11 protein-coding genes are annotated in these 18,097 nt (G+C 42.2%); 8 read left to right on the forward strand and 3 right to left on the reverse strand.

Features of this window, described 5'->3' with window-relative positions:
- Positions 1-265 precede the first annotated feature (265 nt).
- On the reverse strand, positions 266-1,480 hold the full coding sequence (locus tag LF817_RS05865; RefSeq protein ID WP_289215440.1) for an NAD(P)/FAD-dependent oxidoreductase: 1,215 nt from the start codon (positions 1,478-1,480) through the stop codon (positions 266-268).
- 245 nt (positions 1,481-1,725) lie between these two features.
- Here LF817_RS05865 and rpoN point away from each other — a divergent pair, with 245 nt between their 5' ends.
- The 3 genes from rpoN (at position 1,726) to LF817_RS05880 (ending at position 4,858) form a co-directional block, all read left to right on the forward strand.
- A complete protein-coding gene (gene rpoN, locus LF817_RS05870) occupies positions 1,726-2,988 on the forward strand; it encodes an RNA polymerase factor sigma-54 (protein WP_253934852.1) in 1,263 nt (420 codons plus the stop codon).
- Positions 2,989-3,052: 64 nt separating this feature from the next.
- Positions 3,053-3,952 carry a formyltetrahydrofolate deformylase gene (gene purU, locus LF817_RS05875; RefSeq protein WP_253934853.1) on the forward strand — a complete coding sequence of 300 codons (900 nt, stop codon included), beginning with the start codon at positions 3,053-3,055 and terminating at the stop codon, positions 3,950-3,952.
- 33 nt (positions 3,953-3,985) lie between these two features.
- Entirely contained in the window at positions 3,986-4,858 is an 873-nt protein-coding gene (locus LF817_RS05880; RefSeq protein ID WP_253934854.1) for an EamA family transporter, read from the forward strand.
- A gap of 798 nt (positions 4,859-5,656) precedes the next feature.
- On the opposite strand, the gene LF817_RS05885 is transcribed toward LF817_RS05880, so the two are convergent.
- The gene (locus tag LF817_RS05885) at positions 5,657-5,857 is read right to left on the reverse strand and encodes a hypothetical protein (protein WP_253934855.1); all 201 of its coding nucleotides are present in this window, start codon (positions 5,855-5,857) and stop codon (positions 5,657-5,659) included.
- A 401-nt stretch (positions 5,858-6,258) separates the two neighbouring features.
- Here LF817_RS05885 and cudC point away from each other — a divergent pair, with 401 nt between their 5' ends.
- Both cudC and LF817_RS05895 read left to right on the forward strand, forming a co-directional pair.
- On the forward strand, positions 6,259-6,819 hold the full coding sequence (gene cudC / locus LF817_RS05890) for a choline uptake/conversion transcriptional regulator CudC (RefSeq protein ID WP_253934856.1): 561 nt from the start codon (positions 6,259-6,261) through the stop codon (positions 6,817-6,819).
- Positions 6,820-7,002: 183 nt separating this feature from the next.
- Positions 7,003-8,553: a high affinity choline transporter 1 gene (locus tag LF817_RS05895; RefSeq protein WP_253935035.1), complete on the forward strand. Its 1,551-nt coding sequence runs from the start codon at positions 7,003-7,005 to the stop codon at positions 8,551-8,553.
- Between the two features lie 76 nt (positions 8,554-8,629).
- Here the strand turns inward: LF817_RS05895 and LF817_RS05900 are convergent, their stop codons facing one another.
- Positions 8,630-9,697, reverse strand: a complete 1,068-nt coding sequence (locus tag LF817_RS05900) for a DmpA family aminopeptidase (protein ID WP_253934857.1) — start codon at positions 9,695-9,697, stop codon at positions 8,630-8,632.
- Positions 9,698-10,074: 377 nt separating this feature from the next.
- Here LF817_RS05900 and gltB point away from each other — a divergent pair, with 377 nt between their 5' ends.
- The 3 genes from gltB (at position 10,075) to LF817_RS05915 (ending at position 18,057) form a co-directional block, all read left to right on the forward strand.
- Entirely contained in the window at positions 10,075-14,658 is a 4,584-nt protein-coding gene (gene gltB, locus LF817_RS05905; RefSeq protein WP_253934858.1) for a glutamate synthase large subunit, read from the forward strand.
- 24 nt (positions 14,659-14,682) lie between these two features.
- Positions 14,683-16,170, forward strand: a complete 1,488-nt coding sequence (locus tag LF817_RS05910; protein WP_253934859.1) for a glutamate synthase subunit beta — start codon at positions 14,683-14,685, stop codon at positions 16,168-16,170.
- A gap of 357 nt (positions 16,171-16,527) precedes the next feature.
- Positions 16,528-18,057, forward strand: a complete 1,530-nt coding sequence (locus LF817_RS05915; protein WP_253934860.1) for a BCCT family transporter — start codon at positions 16,528-16,530, stop codon at positions 18,055-18,057.
- The last annotated feature ends 40 nt before the right edge of the window (positions 18,058-18,097 follow it).

The following is an 18,097-nucleotide window of genomic DNA, read 5'->3' on the forward strand; positions in this document are numbered from 1 at the left end:
CTGTCAAACATAACGGAAACAGCCCCGGCGTCTCGAAATTGAGCCTTCCACAAAAGGGAGCTTATACAATATCAACCTTGAAATTCAACAAAGCAAAAAAGAAGCCAGCTCCCTATTTTAAGGGGCTGGCTTCTTCCGTTTATCTAAAATCTCTATTAGCTTCCGCCACTCGGCTGACTGCCGTATAAAGAACAGTAGCTCCAACAGTGAGAGCTGTCAGTAACCATAAGAAATTTTTCATGATATCGTTCCCCCTTAAGAAAAATTAAAAGAAGCGTACTTTCCCTTTTTTAAGGACAAGCTTAGGCCCGCCGACTAAGAATAAATAACGGTCATCTATTACATTCTTCATTGCTTTTGCGCTCATACCATAAAGCTTCTTATCATCCAGCACTGTTCCCATCGCATCACTTCCGCCAAGAGAGGCTACCGTACCTTTATAATCAAACTGGAAGCTTTGTAAAGGCTCTTTACGCAGCAGAGCTGTAAGGTTGGAAGCGCAAGTGTCTGCTTCTTGAATTGCGCTCTGAGCGTTTACTGCGAAAGGCTTATCGCTTTCTTTGTCCATAACCCATGAGCAGTCGCCGATTACAAAGATATTTTCATAGCCTGGTGCACGTAAGTCTTCATTGACGTTCACTTTTCCTTTGAAAATTTCAAACCCGGATTCGCCTACGATGGAATTCGCCTGTACTCCACCAGTCCAAACGACAGTTCCGGCATTGATTTCTTCACGGTCGTCTCCTACAATAAATCCTTTTTCTGTGCATTCTTGAATTTTAGTGCCGATTCTGAATTCTACTCCTCGATCTTCAAGAGATTTTTTCGCATACTCTACAAGATCCTCCGAAAAGCCAGGGAGTACAGTAGGAGCTGCCTCTACATTGATGATGCGGACTTTCTCACGGTCGATGTTGTACTCCTTGCATAATTCCGGTACACGCTTAGCTAATTCGCCGACGAATTCGATACCAGTAAATCCGGCTCCGCCAACTAAAATGTTCAATGAATCTTCATTTCTATCAACTCCGCTGCTGTAACGAGCAAACTGGTACTCTATATGGTCACGGATATAGCGGCTGCTGTTGATGTTCTCAATCTTAAGAGCGTGCTCTTTAATTCCGGGTATACCGAAAGTTGCTGTTTCAAATCCAAGAGCAACGACGAGATAGTCATAGCTTAACTCCCCGTTTTCTAGAACGACACGCTGTTCATCCTTTTTGATTTCAACAACTGTATCGTAATGCAATTGGACGCGTTTCGTATTTAGGACGTCGCTGATCATAACCCTGGATTTGTTAGGTTCTTCCGTTCCTGCTGCAACTTCGTGAAGCCAAGTCGTCAGGTAGTGATAATTGTGTTTGTTGACTAAAGCGATTTCTGCTTCCTCAGGCTTGAGTTGCTGAGAGAGTCTCTTCGCCGTCATCATCCCTGCATACCCTGCACCTAATACTAAAATTTTCGGTTTACTTTTACTCACTAGATCTCCACCTTCCTCTTGGTTTACGTTTACCAAGCACACGAATCTTCCTTAAATCCGTGGATACAATCTCTACCAATTCATTATAACAAGGACGATAGAGTTGTTGTAATCATATCTATTCATTTACGTCGTTTATTGTAAAAAAAGGAGAGTGAGTGTCTCATGATTGTTTATGAATTACCTTGAAAAATGTCTTCATATCAACGAAAATAGGTATAACTCTTATAGGGAGGAGGTAGGACGTGAAGCTCGAATTAACTCAAAATCAATCGCCCCGCTTGAAAATGACGAAGGAGCTCCGTCAAGCTATCTCTCTTTTACAATACACGCAGGTGGAATTAGTTGATTTCATAAAGGAACAAGCGATGGAGAATCCATTGATAGAAATTGAAGAGCCTCCTCCGACAAATTTCTCGTCTCCAGATCTTACAGTAGAAGACTATGCAGAGAAACAAGGAGATTGGCGGCAGGCACTTCTTGAAGAACAACGTTTGCTTACATTGAGTGGAATGGATAAGAAGGTCGTCAGCCAACTAATTTTGAACCTTGATGACAATGGATTTTTACCTTACACGCAGGCAGAAGTGGCTACAGAGATAGGTGTGGAAGAGAAGGATGTGGAAAGTGGGTTGTCCATTTTAAAGCAGCTTCAGCCAAGCGGGCTCGGCTGTTACGGTTTTAGAGAGTATTTACTTTTTCAAGTTAAGGACTATGCTGACTTTTCTCTTATCCGTCTGGTGATCAAGAATCACTTACCAGAACTTGCCGATGAGAACTGGGCCTATATAGCGGAGCAATTATCGATTACAAGGCAGAAGGTTATGACCATCGCAAATCTAATAAAAAGTTTGAGCCCACGTCCTATGCTGCCTTCTACTAAACAAGCAGAATACATTGCACCTGATTTTTACGTAGAGAAAGTAGGGGGAAGGTATGAGGTTTCTCTGAATAAATATGGTGAGCCGCGCATTTACATGAACACCCACTATAAAAATATCGAAGGTACCGCTGGTGAGTATGTGAAAACTTGCTATAATAAGGCTTCATGGCTGATTCGCAGTATTGAAAAACGACATACAACAATGCTTAAAGTGGCCCAATCGATTGTCGATCGACAAACAGATTTTCTGAATGATGGAGGAAAGGGAGCTTTTGCACCATTGCAGCTGAAAGATATAGCGGAAGAAATTGATAGACACGAATCTACTGTCAGCCGCACAGTCGCGCATAAATATATTCAGACCCCTTTTGGAACGGTACCGCTAAGGATGTTTTTCACTTCGAAATTACAGCTGCATCAGGGCGGTTCTGTATCATCAAAATACGTGAAAGATCTCATACGCGAACTGGTAAGAAATGAGAGTCGGCAAAAGCCTCTCTCTGACCAGAAGATAGCAGATGTTTTAAATAGGGAGCATACCATCACGATTTCCCGCAGGACTGTAACTAAATATAGAGAAGAACTGAATATCCTCTCTTCTTCTAAACGAAAAGCTGTTCAATAAGATTAATAACCCTCTTGAGCGGCAATAGTAATGATAGATTAAAACAAAAGGAGAACTATAGGTTATGAAATCATATATACAAGAACAAGTGCAGAATTATAAGGAAAAACATAAAAATAGTGGACGTTTACTCATAAATTGTCCTGACCAGCCGGGCATCGTGTCTTCAGTCACACAGTTCCTTCATAAAAATGAAGCCAATATCATTGAATCCAATCAATATACGACAGATCCTCAAGACGGAAAGTTTTTCATGCGCATCGAATTTGATTCACCACGCCTGCCGGAGAAGGAAGAGGAACTGCGTAAGGATTTTCACTCGATTGCCGAACAATTCGATATGACATGGACGTTAAAAGGTGCTTATGATGTGAAGAAAACAGCCATTTTCTGCTCAAAGGAACTCCATTGTCTGCGGGAACTTTTACTGGAATGGCAAAGCGGAGACCTTATTACGGACATTGGCTTGGTGGTAAGTAATCACGAAGATTGCCGGGAACTTGTTGAATCATTCAATTTGCCCTTCTACCACATTCCATCGAATAAGGATATTCGCAAACAGGTGGAAGAGAAACAACTTGCTTTATTAAAGGAATATGAGATCGATCTGATTGTACTTGCGCGCTATATGCAAATATTGACTCCGGAATTCGTTGCTGCGCATCCGTTTAAGATCATTAATATCCACCATTCGTTTTTACCGGCCTTTATTGGAGCCAATCCTCATAAGCGGGCTTACGAACGCGGTGTGAAGCTGATTGGAGCAACATCCCATTACGTTACAAATGATCTCGACGAAGGACCGATTATTGAACAGGATATTATGCGTGTTGATCATCGTGACAGCATTGATGACTTGAAAAAGATGGGACGCACGATTGAACGAAGCGTTCTTGCTCGTGGTGTGAAATGGCATTTAGAAGATCGCTTGATTGTTCATGAAAATAAAACTATCGTATTTTAAAATACATGGTGCTATAGGCGGTGTCAGGTCTTAATGAAAGCTCCATATTTCATGGTCATGTTCGCCGCCGTATTGTGGGGGACTACTGGAACAGCTCAAACCTTTATTCCAGCCAGCCATCCTATATCGGTCGGTGCGGTCCGTTTAGCTGTTGGCGGTATCTTTTTATTTGTGGCAGCACTTGCTATGAATAAGTTGCGTTTCAGGGGTTTGCATACGAAATATGTCTTGGGCGCAGCGATAAGTATGGCCTGTTATCAGCCATTTTTCTTTTCAGCCGTCAGTTTAACGGGAGTAGCAGTCGGCACAGTAGTAGGAATAGGAAGTGCCCCAGTTATGGCTGGTTTAATCGATTGGTTGTTTATGAAACGCAGAAAATCAAGAAGGTGGTGGATGGCCACAAGTCTATCGATTATCGGCTGCGGCATGCTCTTTCTAAATAGTGAAGAAATTACCGTGGACCCTTTAGGTATTTTACTTGCGCTTGGAGCCGGGTTATCATTTGCGGCGTATACGTTGATTAGTGAAAAGCTTGTGAAAAACCATTCGCCTATCACAGTGGTAGCTGTAGTTTTCATCTTAAGCGCAATCATATTATCGCCGTTCCTATTCGTATTCGATTCATCATGGATGGCGAGCGTAAATGGTGTTTTAGTCAGTCTCCATTTAGGAATATTGGCTACAGGCGTTGCTTACGTATTATTTTCTAAAGGATTAATAAAGATGCCTGGTTCTACAGCGGTAACTTTGTCGCTTGCAGAACCTTTGACGGCTGCATTGTTAGGTGTATTTGTCGTAGGAGAAGTCTTCTCCTTAGTGTCCTGGATAGGGATGGCTCTTATTTTATGTGGGTTGTGGGTGTTATCAATTTCTTCACCTGAAAAATCAAGGGTCCAGGCTGCCTGAAATTTCCCGGGAAATATCGACAGGAAAAATAATAAAATCCGCCAATTCTTCTAGAGGAAGAATTGGCGGATTTTTTATTTTAAACTATGTTTAATTTCTGTGTTGATATACATATAAGCTGCCTAATTTCGAAGATCGGTTTCATTATGTTTGTTTGGAGAATGAGGTCTGGGAAATGACTCGCTTTCCGCTGATAAGGCGGCAAGTATCCTCTAGCTAATGCTCTCCGGGGTCTAGCCAGTCTATCCATTCCCGCGGGAGTCTCCCCATTTCCATGGTGTGAGGAACTAAACGAAACCATCTTTTAATGATTACCTGAAAAGTATTATGTATAGATACTTTTCAGGTGCCTATAGAAGAACTAGCAAAAGCTTTGCATTGGTGTGGCGAGTGATAAAACTCAGCAATTCTCTAAAGAAACGGTGAATGATTAACATACTGTAGGAGACCCTTTTGGCTGAAAGTACTTCACTAAGAATGTTACAAACACTGTTTTATCGAAGTACTATATTTTATCTCTATAAAGAGCTTCCGTTACTGAACCTACTGGTGTGTTAGGATCGACTCTAATAAAATGAAAACTTTTACACCAGCCTCTTGCAGTGAAGTAAATGGACAACTGGAGTCGTTATACCTGTATTAGAAAACATCCGATTTTGTCACAAATGAATTTATTTAAACCTAGTGGATCGGTTCAGGGTATTTATTACATAGCGTTTCATTTATGTATATTCTTCTAAACTTGGACGGCCTTACTCACGACCGATTCCTGGCTGCTTTTATCTGCCCTTTACTTCTTCAGTATAGAGTGGGTGGAAATCGTTGATCTGCACGGTAACTTAATCGTAATTTAAAAACTGCGAATTCGTACTTTTGGATGTCCGTTGGCCAAACAGCGTCAGCCAGATCATAGATAGTATCGTTAGCAAGGGATACAGCCTCCTCTTTGAAAGACAACTTCTCAATCGTTAGGAAACGTGCAATTATTGGTTTCTTCATCAAAACCGTTTCTATGCTTAATTCGGCTTACACGTTTAACGAGTGTCATCGCGAACATTTTATTCTGCTTTAAATAATCGTGATTCTGCCGAACAAACTTGAACAACATAGAATACTACAGTGTTTTGCGCTTTTTTCGAGGTATACGTTACTTTTTTCTTGTTAATTACTCATTTTATTAAGTAATCATTTAACATATTTAATAATGTTTACGATATCAGCTTTAATTTTTTTTGTCAAAGCGAATAAAAAATTTAAATTGTCCTGATCGTATGGCCTGATAGACTAGAACCAAGGAATAAAAAGATTAACGTTTTGACAAGATGAGAATATTCGTTAAGATAAGTTTGTTAAGAAAAAATTTAATAAAGTTTATTTGTTTGGTCTGGAGGAGGTTGTAAATGTCGAACCAACAAGGAGACAATGCGCGTGCTTCTTTTGAACAAGCAAAAGCGCTAGTCATAGATTCAATTGCAGAAACAATGGATTTGTATGGCGTCACCAGGAGTGCAGGCAACTTGTATGGAACTATGTACTTCGGAAATGATATGACCCTGGACGAAATGCGTGAAAAGCTGGGAATGAGTAAGCCAAGCATGAGTACGGGTGTAAAGAAGCTTCAGGACTATAACATAGTGAAGCAGACTTTCCGTAAAGGAACGAGAAGACAAACTTTCGTGGCGGAAAAAGACTTCTTTCAATTCTTCACAAACTTTTTTACGAAAAAGTGGCTGCGAGAAGTGAGGATTAATTTAGACGCTATCCATAAGGCTCAGCAAGAGCTTGATCAACTTATTGAAGATGAATCTGTAGATGGAAATTTACGCGAAGAAGCTCTGTTGACTTATAGGCAGATGGAGGATTCTAAGCCTTATTATTATTGGCTTCAAAAATTAGTTGCTTCGATTGAAAGCGGCAAATTATTCGATGCCATTCCCGTAGATGAAAATAAGGACCAATAAGCAGACGCGTCTTTGTAAAATAGCGGATACGTTAATTCAAGAAAACGTCCGCCTTTTATAACTTGCAGAATATTCAAAAAACAATTAGGAGTGAAGCCGATGACAGAACAGTCAAATGAAAATCAGTCATTCTTAAGAAAGAATGCTGCAGCGTTGATACTAGGAATCTCAGTCGTTATATTTATGTTTTATATTTTCCTTACGAATGATGACATCCATTGGGGTGGATTCATTACGATGATCGTGTTTTATGCACTTGTCTATTACATTGGTGCAATTTTTGCTTCAAAAAAATCTAATTCCCTCTCAGATATGATGGTTGCCAAGCGCAGCATCCCCCTTGGAATCGCAATGTTCACGATGGCCGCTACATGGGTAGGCGGCGGTTATATAAATGGAACCGCAGAATTCACTTACAGTGATGGCCTTGTTTGGGCTCAAGCTCCCTGGGGTTATGCACTAAGTTTAATTATTGGCGGTATTTTCTACGCAAGAAAAATGCGCCGTTATGAATTTATGACAATTCTTGACCCTCTGCACCAAAGGTTCGGTAAACGGATGGCGGGGATTTTATACATCCCGGCATTACTAGGAGAAATGTTCTGGAGTGCTGCTATCCTTACGGCGCTCGGCACTACTTTCGGTACGATTTTAAATATTGATTTTACGACTTCCATTATTTTATCAGGCGTTATAGCCATCGCTTATACCGTAGCAGGCGGAATGTGGGCCGTCGCTTATACAGATGTTTTCCAAATGGCAGTTTTACTGGTAGGTTTAATATTGGTGATTCCTTTTACCTTAGGTCATGTAGGTGGTTTAGAATCGGCCTGGGGGAATTACTCCTCGGAAATGGGGACGTACTCTAACTTGTTTCCTCCTTTAGATGGATGGAATCATCCGGACTGGGGAGATTATTACTGGAATTGGATTGATTACGCCTTGCTGCTTATTTTTGGTGGTATCGCGTGGCAAGTATATTTCCAGCGTGTTCTTTCAGCAAAAAATGAAAAAACGGCGATGTGGCTGTCTATTACGGCGGGCGTTATTTGTATCCTTGCTGCCATTCCAGCAGTAATCATCGGAGTCGTAGGATATAACATCGATTGGGCAGGGATGGGTCTCCCGACTCCTGAAAACGCATCTGTTGTATTGCCGCATGTATTGCGTTACTTAACACCTGAAATCATATCTGCTATCGGGTTAGGAGCCCTTGCAGCAGCAGTTATGTCATCCATGGACTCTTCTATTTTGTCAGCATCATCGATGGCATCCTGGAACATTTATCGTCCATTAATCAACCCGAAAGCCAGCCAGGACAAGCTGAAAAAAATCATTAAACGGATGATCATCATTGTAGGAGTAGGCGCAATGATCATCGCCTTAAACGTTCAAAGTGTTTATACTCTTTGGTATTTAGCTTCCGATTTAGTGTATACTGTCCTGTTTCCTCAATTGACAATGGCATTGTTTTATAAAAATGCGAACCTTTATGGATCGATTGCTGGATTCTCAGTAGCCGTATTCCTTCGGTTGGGAGGAGGGGAACCAGCACTTGGCCTTCCTGCATTTTTACCATATCCGATGATTGATGCTGATGGCATCGTTCTATTTCCATTTAGAACTGTCGCTTGTATCGCTGCATTCATCTTCATTTTTATCGTTTCTGAATTGACGAAGAAGAAATGTAAGCCTCAGCCTTTGCTGCTGCCTTCTGAAAAACAAGCCGATTGAGAATCAACTTCATAAAACAAAAAAATCAGCCAGTCCTTTTTAGAAGGGCTGGCTGATTGTGATTAAACGGTCTTAATTATTTATTTAATTCGATGGAGAACTTATGCAATAAATCGCGTAGTGCAGGTTTTTCATTCCCATTTCTGCCCACTACATGACGGGCAGTAATTAACGAATTGAGAACTGCTTCTTCTGTAGCTTCTCCGATTGCGCGAAACGCTATATCAAGGTCTTCTTCATGAATGGAAAGAATGTTTTGTAATCCGTCCGTTTTATTATGAGGGATTTTAGTAGCTGTAGAGAAACCTATAACAATTTCACCACTTCCATTTGCAATGATGCTTCCCGTTCTTGATAGTCCTGTAACGCTTCTTTTCAATATCCTGTTTAACTGCCTTTCAGTTACAGGCAGGTCGGTGGCGGCAATGATCATAACCGAACCTTTATCTTTTTCATCTTCAGAAGTCTTTAGCTTATTATGTAAATCCTTTCCTATCGGGCGTCCTCCAATCATTAAATCATGTAATGCTGAGAAATTGGTGACCACATAAACGCCAAGCGTGTACGTCTCATCCCGCAATTCTATTAATCTGGAGGATGATCCAACTCCCCCTTTTAGAGAGTAGCAAAGCATACCGGTTCCAGCACCTTCTGTTCCTTCTTTAAAGACGTCAGAGGCTTGATTAATGGCAGCAGTTACATGTTCCTTCGTAACGTAACGCTCTCTTATGTCGTTTAAAAACATATCATTGCATTCACCGACAATCGGATTTATAGTACCCGTTGTTCGTCCAATTTCAGGGGTTCTGGATAACATATAGTCTATAACGGCATCAGCTGCTGTCCCTATATTTAATGTATTGGTCAGCACAATGGGAGTTTCTATGGTTCCCATTTCTTCAACTTGGACCAAGCCCATTGTCTTACCGAAACCATTGTTAACATAGGTGGAGCTGATCACTTTTTCATGAAAAAGGTCACCTTGATGCGGAAGGATGGCCGTGACACCTGTCTGCATCTGCTTATCGCTTAGTGTCACTTGGCCAACTGTCACCCCAGGGACATCGGTAATCAAGTTATTTTTCCCTGCACGAAGGTGACCAATATCTACTCCGTAATCTTTGATTCTTTTAAGTTTCTTCATTTTGCTCACCTCGTCCTATTAGATCTAATTTTTGCATAACTGTGTAACTATATGCAAAAACGATGATTTTAGTGTATAAAATGGAAAAAAATTGAACTGGATTGTGAGAAAATCTATCAAATGAAATTTTTTTGAAATTAATTTGGTTGCGCTTTCATTTTTGGTGTCTATTTAGATAACTCCATTCATTACAGGGATTCAAACAATATATATAAATGTCAGAATTGTCAGATTATTAGCTCAAAAACGCTCTATTAGAGGGTTTGGAGCGTGAAATGTACCTTCCTTCATGCTATACTTATATGAAACTGAAAAAAACAGAATTTTGTCACTTTTGCGTAGAGACTTCAATGATTAGTAAATGAGGGGGAACAAATATGCAAAAAAACGGATATCCGATTCCTCAAGGGTTGTATCACCCTGACAACGAGCATGAAGCTTGTGGGATAGGAATGCTAGCAAATATTAATGGAACAAAATCACATAGTATTGTTGAGAACGCTATTACAATCCTTTGTAATTTAGAACACCGTGGCGGCCAGGCGGCTGATATCAGCACAGGAGATGGTGCAGGGATTTTAACACAGATTCCTCATTACTTTTTTGAGAAACAGTGCGAGAAAGAAGATATCGAACTTCCGCCAGAAGGCGAATACGGCATCGGAATGGTATTTCTGCCCGAAGATCACGAAGCTCGTATGCATTGTAAACAGTTGTTCGAAAAAATCGTCAAGGAGGAAGGCCAGAATTTCTTAGGCTGGCGTACCGTTCCTATTAACGATTCTTTCGTAGGAAACGATGCGAAAAAAACGAAACCTTTCATCCGTCAGGCGTTTATAGCACCAGCAGAAGGCGTTAAAACGAAGATGGACCTTGAACGACGTTTATATATTATTCGTAAGCGTGCCGAAATTGAAATCGCTGGTGTAGAAGGATACGACGACTTTTATTTCAGCAGTCTTTCCTCCAGTACGATTGTATATAAAGGAATGCTCATTCCAGAACAATTAGACTCTTTTTACATTGATTTGAACCATCCGGATTTCAAGACCGCGTTAGCGCTCGTCCACTCTCGCTTTAGTACCAACACTTTTCCAAGCTGGAAAAGGTCTCACCCGAACCGCTTTACCATCCATAACGGAGAGTTCAATACACTACGAGGTAATGTGAACTGGATGAGAGCAAGGCAGGAGTTGTGTGAATCAGAGCATTTCAGTGATGAAGACCTGCAAAAGCTTCTGCCTGTTATCGACTCGAACGGCAGTGACTCTTCCATGTTCGATAATGCTTTTGAATTCCTATACCTTTCAGGACGTTCACTTGCACATTCAGCCATGATGATGGTACCGGAGCCATGGGCCAACGATGACTCCATTCACCCTAAGAAAAGAGACTTCTATGAGTATCATAGCTGTTTGATGGAGCCATGGGATGGCCCGGCTGCCCTTGCCTATACAGATGGTAAGCAGGTTGGAGCTTGCCTGGACCGTAATGGTCTGCGTCCTGCACGTTATTATGTGACGAAAGACGGCATGATCGTCCTTGGTTCTGAGGTGGGGGCCCTGGACATTTTTGCGGATGACATTTTATATAAAGATCGACTTCATCCAGGTAAAATGCTGTTAGTCGACCTGGAAAAAGGTGAAATTATACCTGATGAAGAGATTAAACTAGAAATCGCCAACCAGGAGCCTTATGGTGAATGGTTAAAAGAATATAAGATGGATTTAGAAGATTTACCGAAACCAAAATCAAAACCAGCCCATACAATAGACAGCCTTCTCGACCAACAGTTGGCATTCGGTTATACAACAGAAGAACTTAATAAAATTTTAAAGCCGCTTGTTTCAGACGGAAAGGATCCTGTCGGTTCTATGGGGTACGACTCTCCTTTAGCCGTTTTATCGAAAAAGCCGCAGTTGCTTTACAGCTACTTCAAGCAGCTTTTCGCCCAGGTTACAAATCCGCCGATCGATGCTATCCGTGAAAAGATCATCACGATGGTAGAAACGACGATTGGCTCGGAGGGGAACCTTGTGGAGCCTCAGCCCGCCAGCTGCCGCAAAATACGTTTGCAAACCCCAGTATTAAGAGATGACCAACTGGAAACGCTGCGCCAGCAAAATGTAGAGGGTTTTCAGTCTCAAACGATATCGATTCTATTTGCGGCCGAAGAAGGCTCAAATAAAATGGAGGCGGCACTCGACGAATTGTTCAAGAAAGCAGATGAAGAAGTTGAGAAAGGAACGACTTTACTCATTCTCTCTGATCGTGGAGTAGATCATGACCACGCTGCCATTCCTGCCTTGTTAGCAGTATCAGGGCTGCACCACCATTTAATCCGTCAGGGAACTCGTACGAAGGTGAGTATTCTTCTGGAATCAGCAGAACCACGCGAAGTCCACCATTTTGCTACACTGCTGGGATATGGTGCTGAAGGTATTAATCCGTATTTAGCGTTTGAGTCACTGAATGATTTGATTGAAAAAGGTGATCTGGAAGTTGAATCTCTTGATGTAGCCGTCAATCGATTTGTTAACGCTGTAACAGATGGAGTTATCAAGGTTCTTTCTAAAATGGGAATCTCTACGATTCAGAGTTACCGAGGGGCGCAGATCTTTGAAGCGGTCGGTATCCACCCTGAGGTCATTGATCGCTATTTCACTCGTACAGCTTCCCGGTTAGGTGGAATTGGTCTTGATATCATTGAAAAAGAAGTACTCATGCGACACTACAACGCGTATGGAGATGAACGGAAGAGCGTGAAAACGCTGGACCCAGGGGATGATTACCAATATCGTGCCAATGGCGAGGATCATCAGTATAATCCGAAAACGATTCATACGTTACAGCATGCGTGCCGTACAAATGACTATGATCTCTTCCAGGAGTATTCTAAACTGCTGACTGATGAAACGAATAACCTGCAGTCATTGCGTGGATTGATATCCTTTAAGAAGCGTGACTCGATCCCGCTGGATGAAGTAGAATCTGTCGAAGATATTTGTCAACGTTTCAAGACAGGGGCTATGTCCTACGGCTCTATCAGTCAGGAGTCTCATGAAGCACTGGCTATAGCCATGAACCGTGTAGGCGGGCGAAGTAATACAGGAGAAGGCGGAGAGGACCCTGACCGTTTTACTCCTGACGAAAATGGAGACTCCCGCCGCAGCTCTATAAAACAGGTGGCATCCGGCCGGTTTGGAGTAACGAGCCATTATCTAGTCAATGCCGATGAAATCCAAATCAAGATTGCGCAGGGAGCTAAGCCAGGGGAAGGCGGACATCTCCCAGGGAAGAAAGTTTATCCTTGGATTGCCGAAGTTCGAGGATCGACCACCGGTGTAGAGTTGATTTCCCCGCCTCCTCACCATGACATCTATTCGATCGAGGATTTGGCAGAGCTCATTCATAACTTGAAAAATGCTAACCCAAGAGCGCGAGTGAGCGTAAAGCTCGTATCGGCTGTCGGTGTAGGTACGATTGCCGCTGGTGTAGCAAAAGGACGGGCTGACCTTGTTCTGATCAGTGGCTATGATGGAGGTACAGGTGCAGCACCTCGTACAAGTTTGAAACATACAGGTCTTCCGTGGGAAATAGGCTTAGCGGAAACTCATCAAACCCTGCTTTTGAATCGACTTCGTGATCGTATCGTCGTTGAAACAGATGGGAAAATGATGACAGGTCGCGATGTAGTCGTAGCTACATTGCTTGGTGCTGAAGAATATGGATTCTCAACCGCACCATTAGTCGTACTAGGCTGCGTTATGATGCGAGTGTGCCATTTAAATACTTGTCCTGTAGGAATAGCCACTCAAGATCCTGAACTTAGGAAAAAATATGCCGGAGACCCTGAGCATGTAGCCAATTTTATGAGGTTTGTTGCACAAGAGGCGCGTGAACTTATGGCTGAGTTAGGTTTCCGTACGATAAATGAAATGATCGGCCGTACAGATATTCTTGAAGCCAATGAAAATGTTGATCACTGGAAAGCCAAAGGTGTAGATTTATCTGCCCTGCTTTACAAACCAGAAGTGGCGGAAGATGTCGGCCGTTACGCAACGAAAGAACAAAATCATGGGTTAGATAAAACAATCGACAAAGAAGAGCTTATTCCTCTTTGTAAAGATGCCCTGGAAAAAGGCGAGAAAGTTACAGCCACAGGCTCAATTAGAAACATCCACCGTGTCACAGGTACAATTTTGGGCAGTGAAATCACTCGCCGATACGGTGAAAAAGGATTGGATGAAGATACGGTCAGTCTTACGTTCAAAGGCTCAGCTGGCCAGAGCTTCGGCGCTTTTATTCCTAAAGGAATGACTCTCCGATTAATTGGAGATGCCAATGACTATGTAGGAAAAGGATTGTCTGGAGGGAAAATTATAGTTCATCCATCTAAGAAATCGACCTTTATTCCGGAAGACAACACGATTGTAGGTAACGTTTCCTTTTACGGAGCTTCCGATGGTAAAGCGTTCGTAAATGGCCTTGCAGGAGAACGTTTCTGCGTAAGAAATAGTGGAGCTGAAGTAGTTGTCGAAGGAGTAGGAGACCACGGGTGTGAATATATGACTGGCGGTAAAGTTGTGGTGTTAGGAGCTACAGGCCGTAACTTTGCTGCAGGAATGTCAGGCGGAGTCGCTTACGTTCTGGATGAAGCCGATGAATTTGACCGCAAATGTAACAAGGAGCTTGTCCTTGTAGATCCATTAGAAGATGATCAGGAAATAACAGAGCTCTATCAAATGATTCAACAACATGTCGACTATACGAACAGCCCGAAAGGCAAGCGTATTCTCGATGATTGGGAGAATAGCGTGCCAATGTTCAAGCGTGTCATTCCTGAAGCTTATTATGATATGCAGCAAAGAATCAAAGTCCTTAAAGAGAGCGGATTAGATAAATTTGACGCTGAAATGGCGGCGTTTGATGAAAGTACGAAAGAACCAGTGAAAGCCTAATCAATTACAACAGGAGGGGATCTGATGGGAAAGCCGACTGGTTTTATGGAGTACAACAGGCAAACACTAAAAGAACGTGATCCTGCCGAACGTACAAAAGATTGGAATGATTATACTCTCCCCCTATCTGAGGAGGAAGTACAGATGCAAGGGGCGCGCTGCATGGACTGTGGCGTTCCAACTTGCCAAACGGGGATGGAAGTGAATAGGTCGACCACAGGGTGTCCGGTCTATCACTTAATTCCTGAGTGGAATGATCTAGTTTATCGAGGTCAGTGGAAAGAAGCACTGAAAAAAGAACATGAAATGAACAATTTCCCTGAATTTACAGGGTTCGCATGTCCAGCACCATGTGAAGGGGCTTGTGTTCTCGGGATCAATGAACCTCCGGTAGCGATTCGGACGGTAGAACGTTCCATTATTGAAAAAGGATTTGAGAATGGGTGGGTCAAGCCTGAGCCTCCTAAATCCCGTACAGGTAAAAAAGTGGCTGTTGTAGGATCTGGGCCAGCTGGTCTTGCTACAGCTGCCCAATTGAACAAAGCTGGACACTGGGTGACAGTGTATGAGCGAAACGACCGAATCGGCGGACTGCTTACTTACGGCATCCCGGAAATGAAACTTCCGTACTCCGTCGTCCAGCGTCGAGTGGATATTTTGAAACAAGAGGGAATTCAGTTTTTCACGAACATTGAAGTCGGCCGTCATTACCCAGTTTCAAGACTTCGTGAAGAATTCGACTCCGTGATTCTATGTGGTGGTGCAACCGTCCATCGTAATATCGAAGCTGAAGGAAGAAGTCTTAAAGGAATACACTATGCTATGGACTTTCTTCACTCGAATACGAGAAGCTTACTGGACTCTAACCATGAAGACGGAAACTACATTTCTGCAAAAGACAAAGATGTCATCGTAATCGGTGGTGGAGATACAGGCACTGATTGTCTGGCTACGTCTGTCAGACATGATTGCAAGAGCCTTACGCAGTTCGATATTTACGATAAGAAAGCCGAGGAACGTGATGATTTGACGAACCCTTGGCCGCAATACCCTATCGTTCACCGTGTCGAGTATGGCCATAACGAAGCTGATGCCAAACTTGGTAGAGACCCTCGTGCTTATGCTGTCATGACAAAGCGTTTCGTCGGCGATGAGAACGGACGTGTCAAAGAGGTGCATACAGTAAATGTGGAATTAGTTTTCGATGAAAAAGGAAACCGGTCACGCCGTGAGATTCCTGGAACAGAGAAAGTATGGAAGGCGGATCTCGTATTGCTGGCCATCGGTTTTAGCGGTCCAGACCAGGATTTAATTCAAAAGCTTGGTGTGGAAACAACAGAACGATCCAATGTAAAAGCTGAATATGGGAAGTATGATACCAATATTGATGGTGTATTTGCAGCAGGAGATATGCGAAGAGGACAAAGTTTGATCGTCTGGGCAATTAATGAAGGACGAGAAGCTGCTCGCGAATGTGACCGTTACTTAATGGGGTCCACTGTACTTCCATAAGATGAGAACTAGACCTCCTATAGGTCTAGTTCTTTTTAATGATTTTAAATAATATATTAGAAAAGTGAAGTTTTGAGTATATTTCCTGTTTCGACAGCTGATAAATAAGGTATGTAATTAGTAACAAAGTGAAGAGAGGTGTCCATTCATGTTAAGAACAATCCTTATGATTATTGGAGCTATCGTAGTTATCAGCTTTATTATTTCACTGCTATAATAAAATTCATATTATGAAACTCATCCTGAAGAAGGATGAGTTTTTTTAATTTCTCACAATAGAATTTTGTCGAATTTGTTTATAAATTGTTATTTGGGGAAAGTGAAAATGAATTGGAAATTTTTTGTTGAGGTGAAGTAATGAAAAACGTAACTGCGGTATTTTGGCTATCACTTATTGTATGCGGACTAGTTGTAGTGTGGGGAGGTACAGCGCCCTCGCAATTACAGACTTTAACAGCAGAGACCACATCTTTTTTCTCTGATAAATTTGGGTGGTATTATTTATTGATTGTAGTGGTTATGCTTGCATTTTGTACATATTTGATTTTTTCAAAATTAGGCAAAATTAAATTAGGGAAAGCTGATGATGTCCCTGAATTCAGTCTCCCGACCTGGTTCGCTATGCTTTTCAGTGCAGGGATGGGGATGGGACTTGTTTTTTGGACGACAGCTGAACCAGCTTCTCACGCTTTTTTATCAACTCCGGGAGCAGAAGCCGGGTCAGACACTGCTATAAAGGAAGCTCTCCAATATTCTTTCTTCCACTGGGGTGTTCATGCCTGGGCTGTATACGGAGTAGTCGCTTTAGCTTTAGCTTATTTTAAATTTCATAAGGGATCGAAAGGTTTGATCAGCGCAACGCTCATACCTATTTTTGGCGAGAAAAGTATGAACGGGGTACCTGGTAAGTTAATTGACTCTCTTGCTGTCATTGCTACTGTAGTAGGAGTGGCGTCTACTTTAGGATTTGGGTCTGCACAAATTAAAGAAGGGTTAGTGTTCTTATTTGATTGGCCCAATACGTTCAGCTTACAGATGGTTGTATTAGTCACCGCTACCGTTCTATTTATTTTTTCTGCATGGACTGGTATCAGCAAAGGAATTAAGTATTTAAGTAATATAAATATGGGGCTGGCCTTCGTGCTGATGTTGATGCTCTTCATCGTGGGTCCTACGATGCTCATCCTGAACATGTTTACGACAACATTAGGCGGATATATGACAGACTTCTTCAATATGAGCTTCCAGTTGGAACCGCTAGACGATGAGAACCGCACCTGGATTAACAACTGGACGATTTTTTACTGGGCTTGGTGGATTTCCTGGTCTCCATTTGTCGGAATATTCATCGCTCGCATATCGAAAGGCCGTACGATTAAAGAATTCATGCTGGGTGTACTGCTAGTACCTTCCATAGTATGCTTTATCTTCTTTGCCGTGTTTGGCGTGTCTGCTTTGGATCTGGAACAGAATGGAATTGCAGCCATTTCGGAATTTCCTATGGAAACGGCAACATTTGGTATGCTTGAACATTATTCACTCGGTTTCTTGATGTCTATCATTACAATTTTCGTAGTGGCCATATTTTTCATTACTTCGGCAGACTCCGCAACATTTGTGTTAGGGATGTTGAGTACAGATGGATCAATTGAGCCTCGCAATTCTGTGAAAATCATCTGGGGAATCGTACTATCGTCTATGGCTGCAAGTGTTGTTTATTTCGGGGGTACTGCTGCCCTGCAAAATGTATTGATCATTGCAGCATTACCTTTTTCCGTAGTAGTTCTCTTGATGGGGGCTTCTTTCTTTAAAGCTGCACGGCAGGAAACTGCACCAGAAAGAAAAGCAAGAAAGAACAAGCGTCAAAATATAGAAACATCTAATTAGTTTGGAAACTCATCAGCCGGTGCTGGTGAGTTTTTTAATT

Source organism: Halobacillus sp. A1 (assembly GCF_024189295.1).
In the GTDB taxonomy this organism is placed as follows: domain Bacteria; phylum Bacillota; class Bacilli; order Bacillales; family Halobacillaceae; genus Halobacillus_A.

What these genes read in the sequence shown, in the direction of transcription:
- LF817_RS05915 (WP_253934860.1), top strand. Translation starts at nt 16,528, where the DNA reads ATGAAAAACGTAACTGCGGTATTTTGGCTATCACTTATTGTATGCGGA.
- cudC (WP_253934856.1), top strand. Translation starts at nt 6,259, where the DNA reads ATGTCGAACCAACAAGGAGACAATGCGCGTGCTTCTTTTGAACAAGCA.
- LF817_RS05885 (WP_253934855.1), bottom strand. Translation starts at nt 5,857, where the DNA reads ATGAAGAAACCAATAATTGCACGTTTCCTAACGATTGAGAAGTTGTCT.
- gltB (WP_253934858.1), top strand. Translation starts at nt 10,075, where the DNA reads ATGCAAAAAAACGGATATCCGATTCCTCAAGGGTTGTATCACCCTGAC.
- LF817_RS05910 (WP_253934859.1), top strand. Translation starts at nt 14,683, where the DNA reads ATGGGAAAGCCGACTGGTTTTATGGAGTACAACAGGCAAACACTAAAA.
- purU (WP_253934853.1), top strand. Translation starts at nt 3,053, where the DNA reads ATGAAATCATATATACAAGAACAAGTGCAGAATTATAAGGAAAAACAT.
- LF817_RS05900 (WP_253934857.1), bottom strand. Translation starts at nt 9,697, where the DNA reads ATGAAGAAACTTAAAAGAATCAAAGATTACGGAGTAGATATTGGTCAC.
- LF817_RS05880 (WP_253934854.1), top strand. Translation starts at nt 3,986, where the DNA reads ATGAAAGCTCCATATTTCATGGTCATGTTCGCCGCCGTATTGTGGGGG.
- LF817_RS05895 (WP_253935035.1), top strand. Translation starts at nt 7,003, where the DNA reads ATGTTTTATATTTTCCTTACGAATGATGACATCCATTGGGGTGGATTC.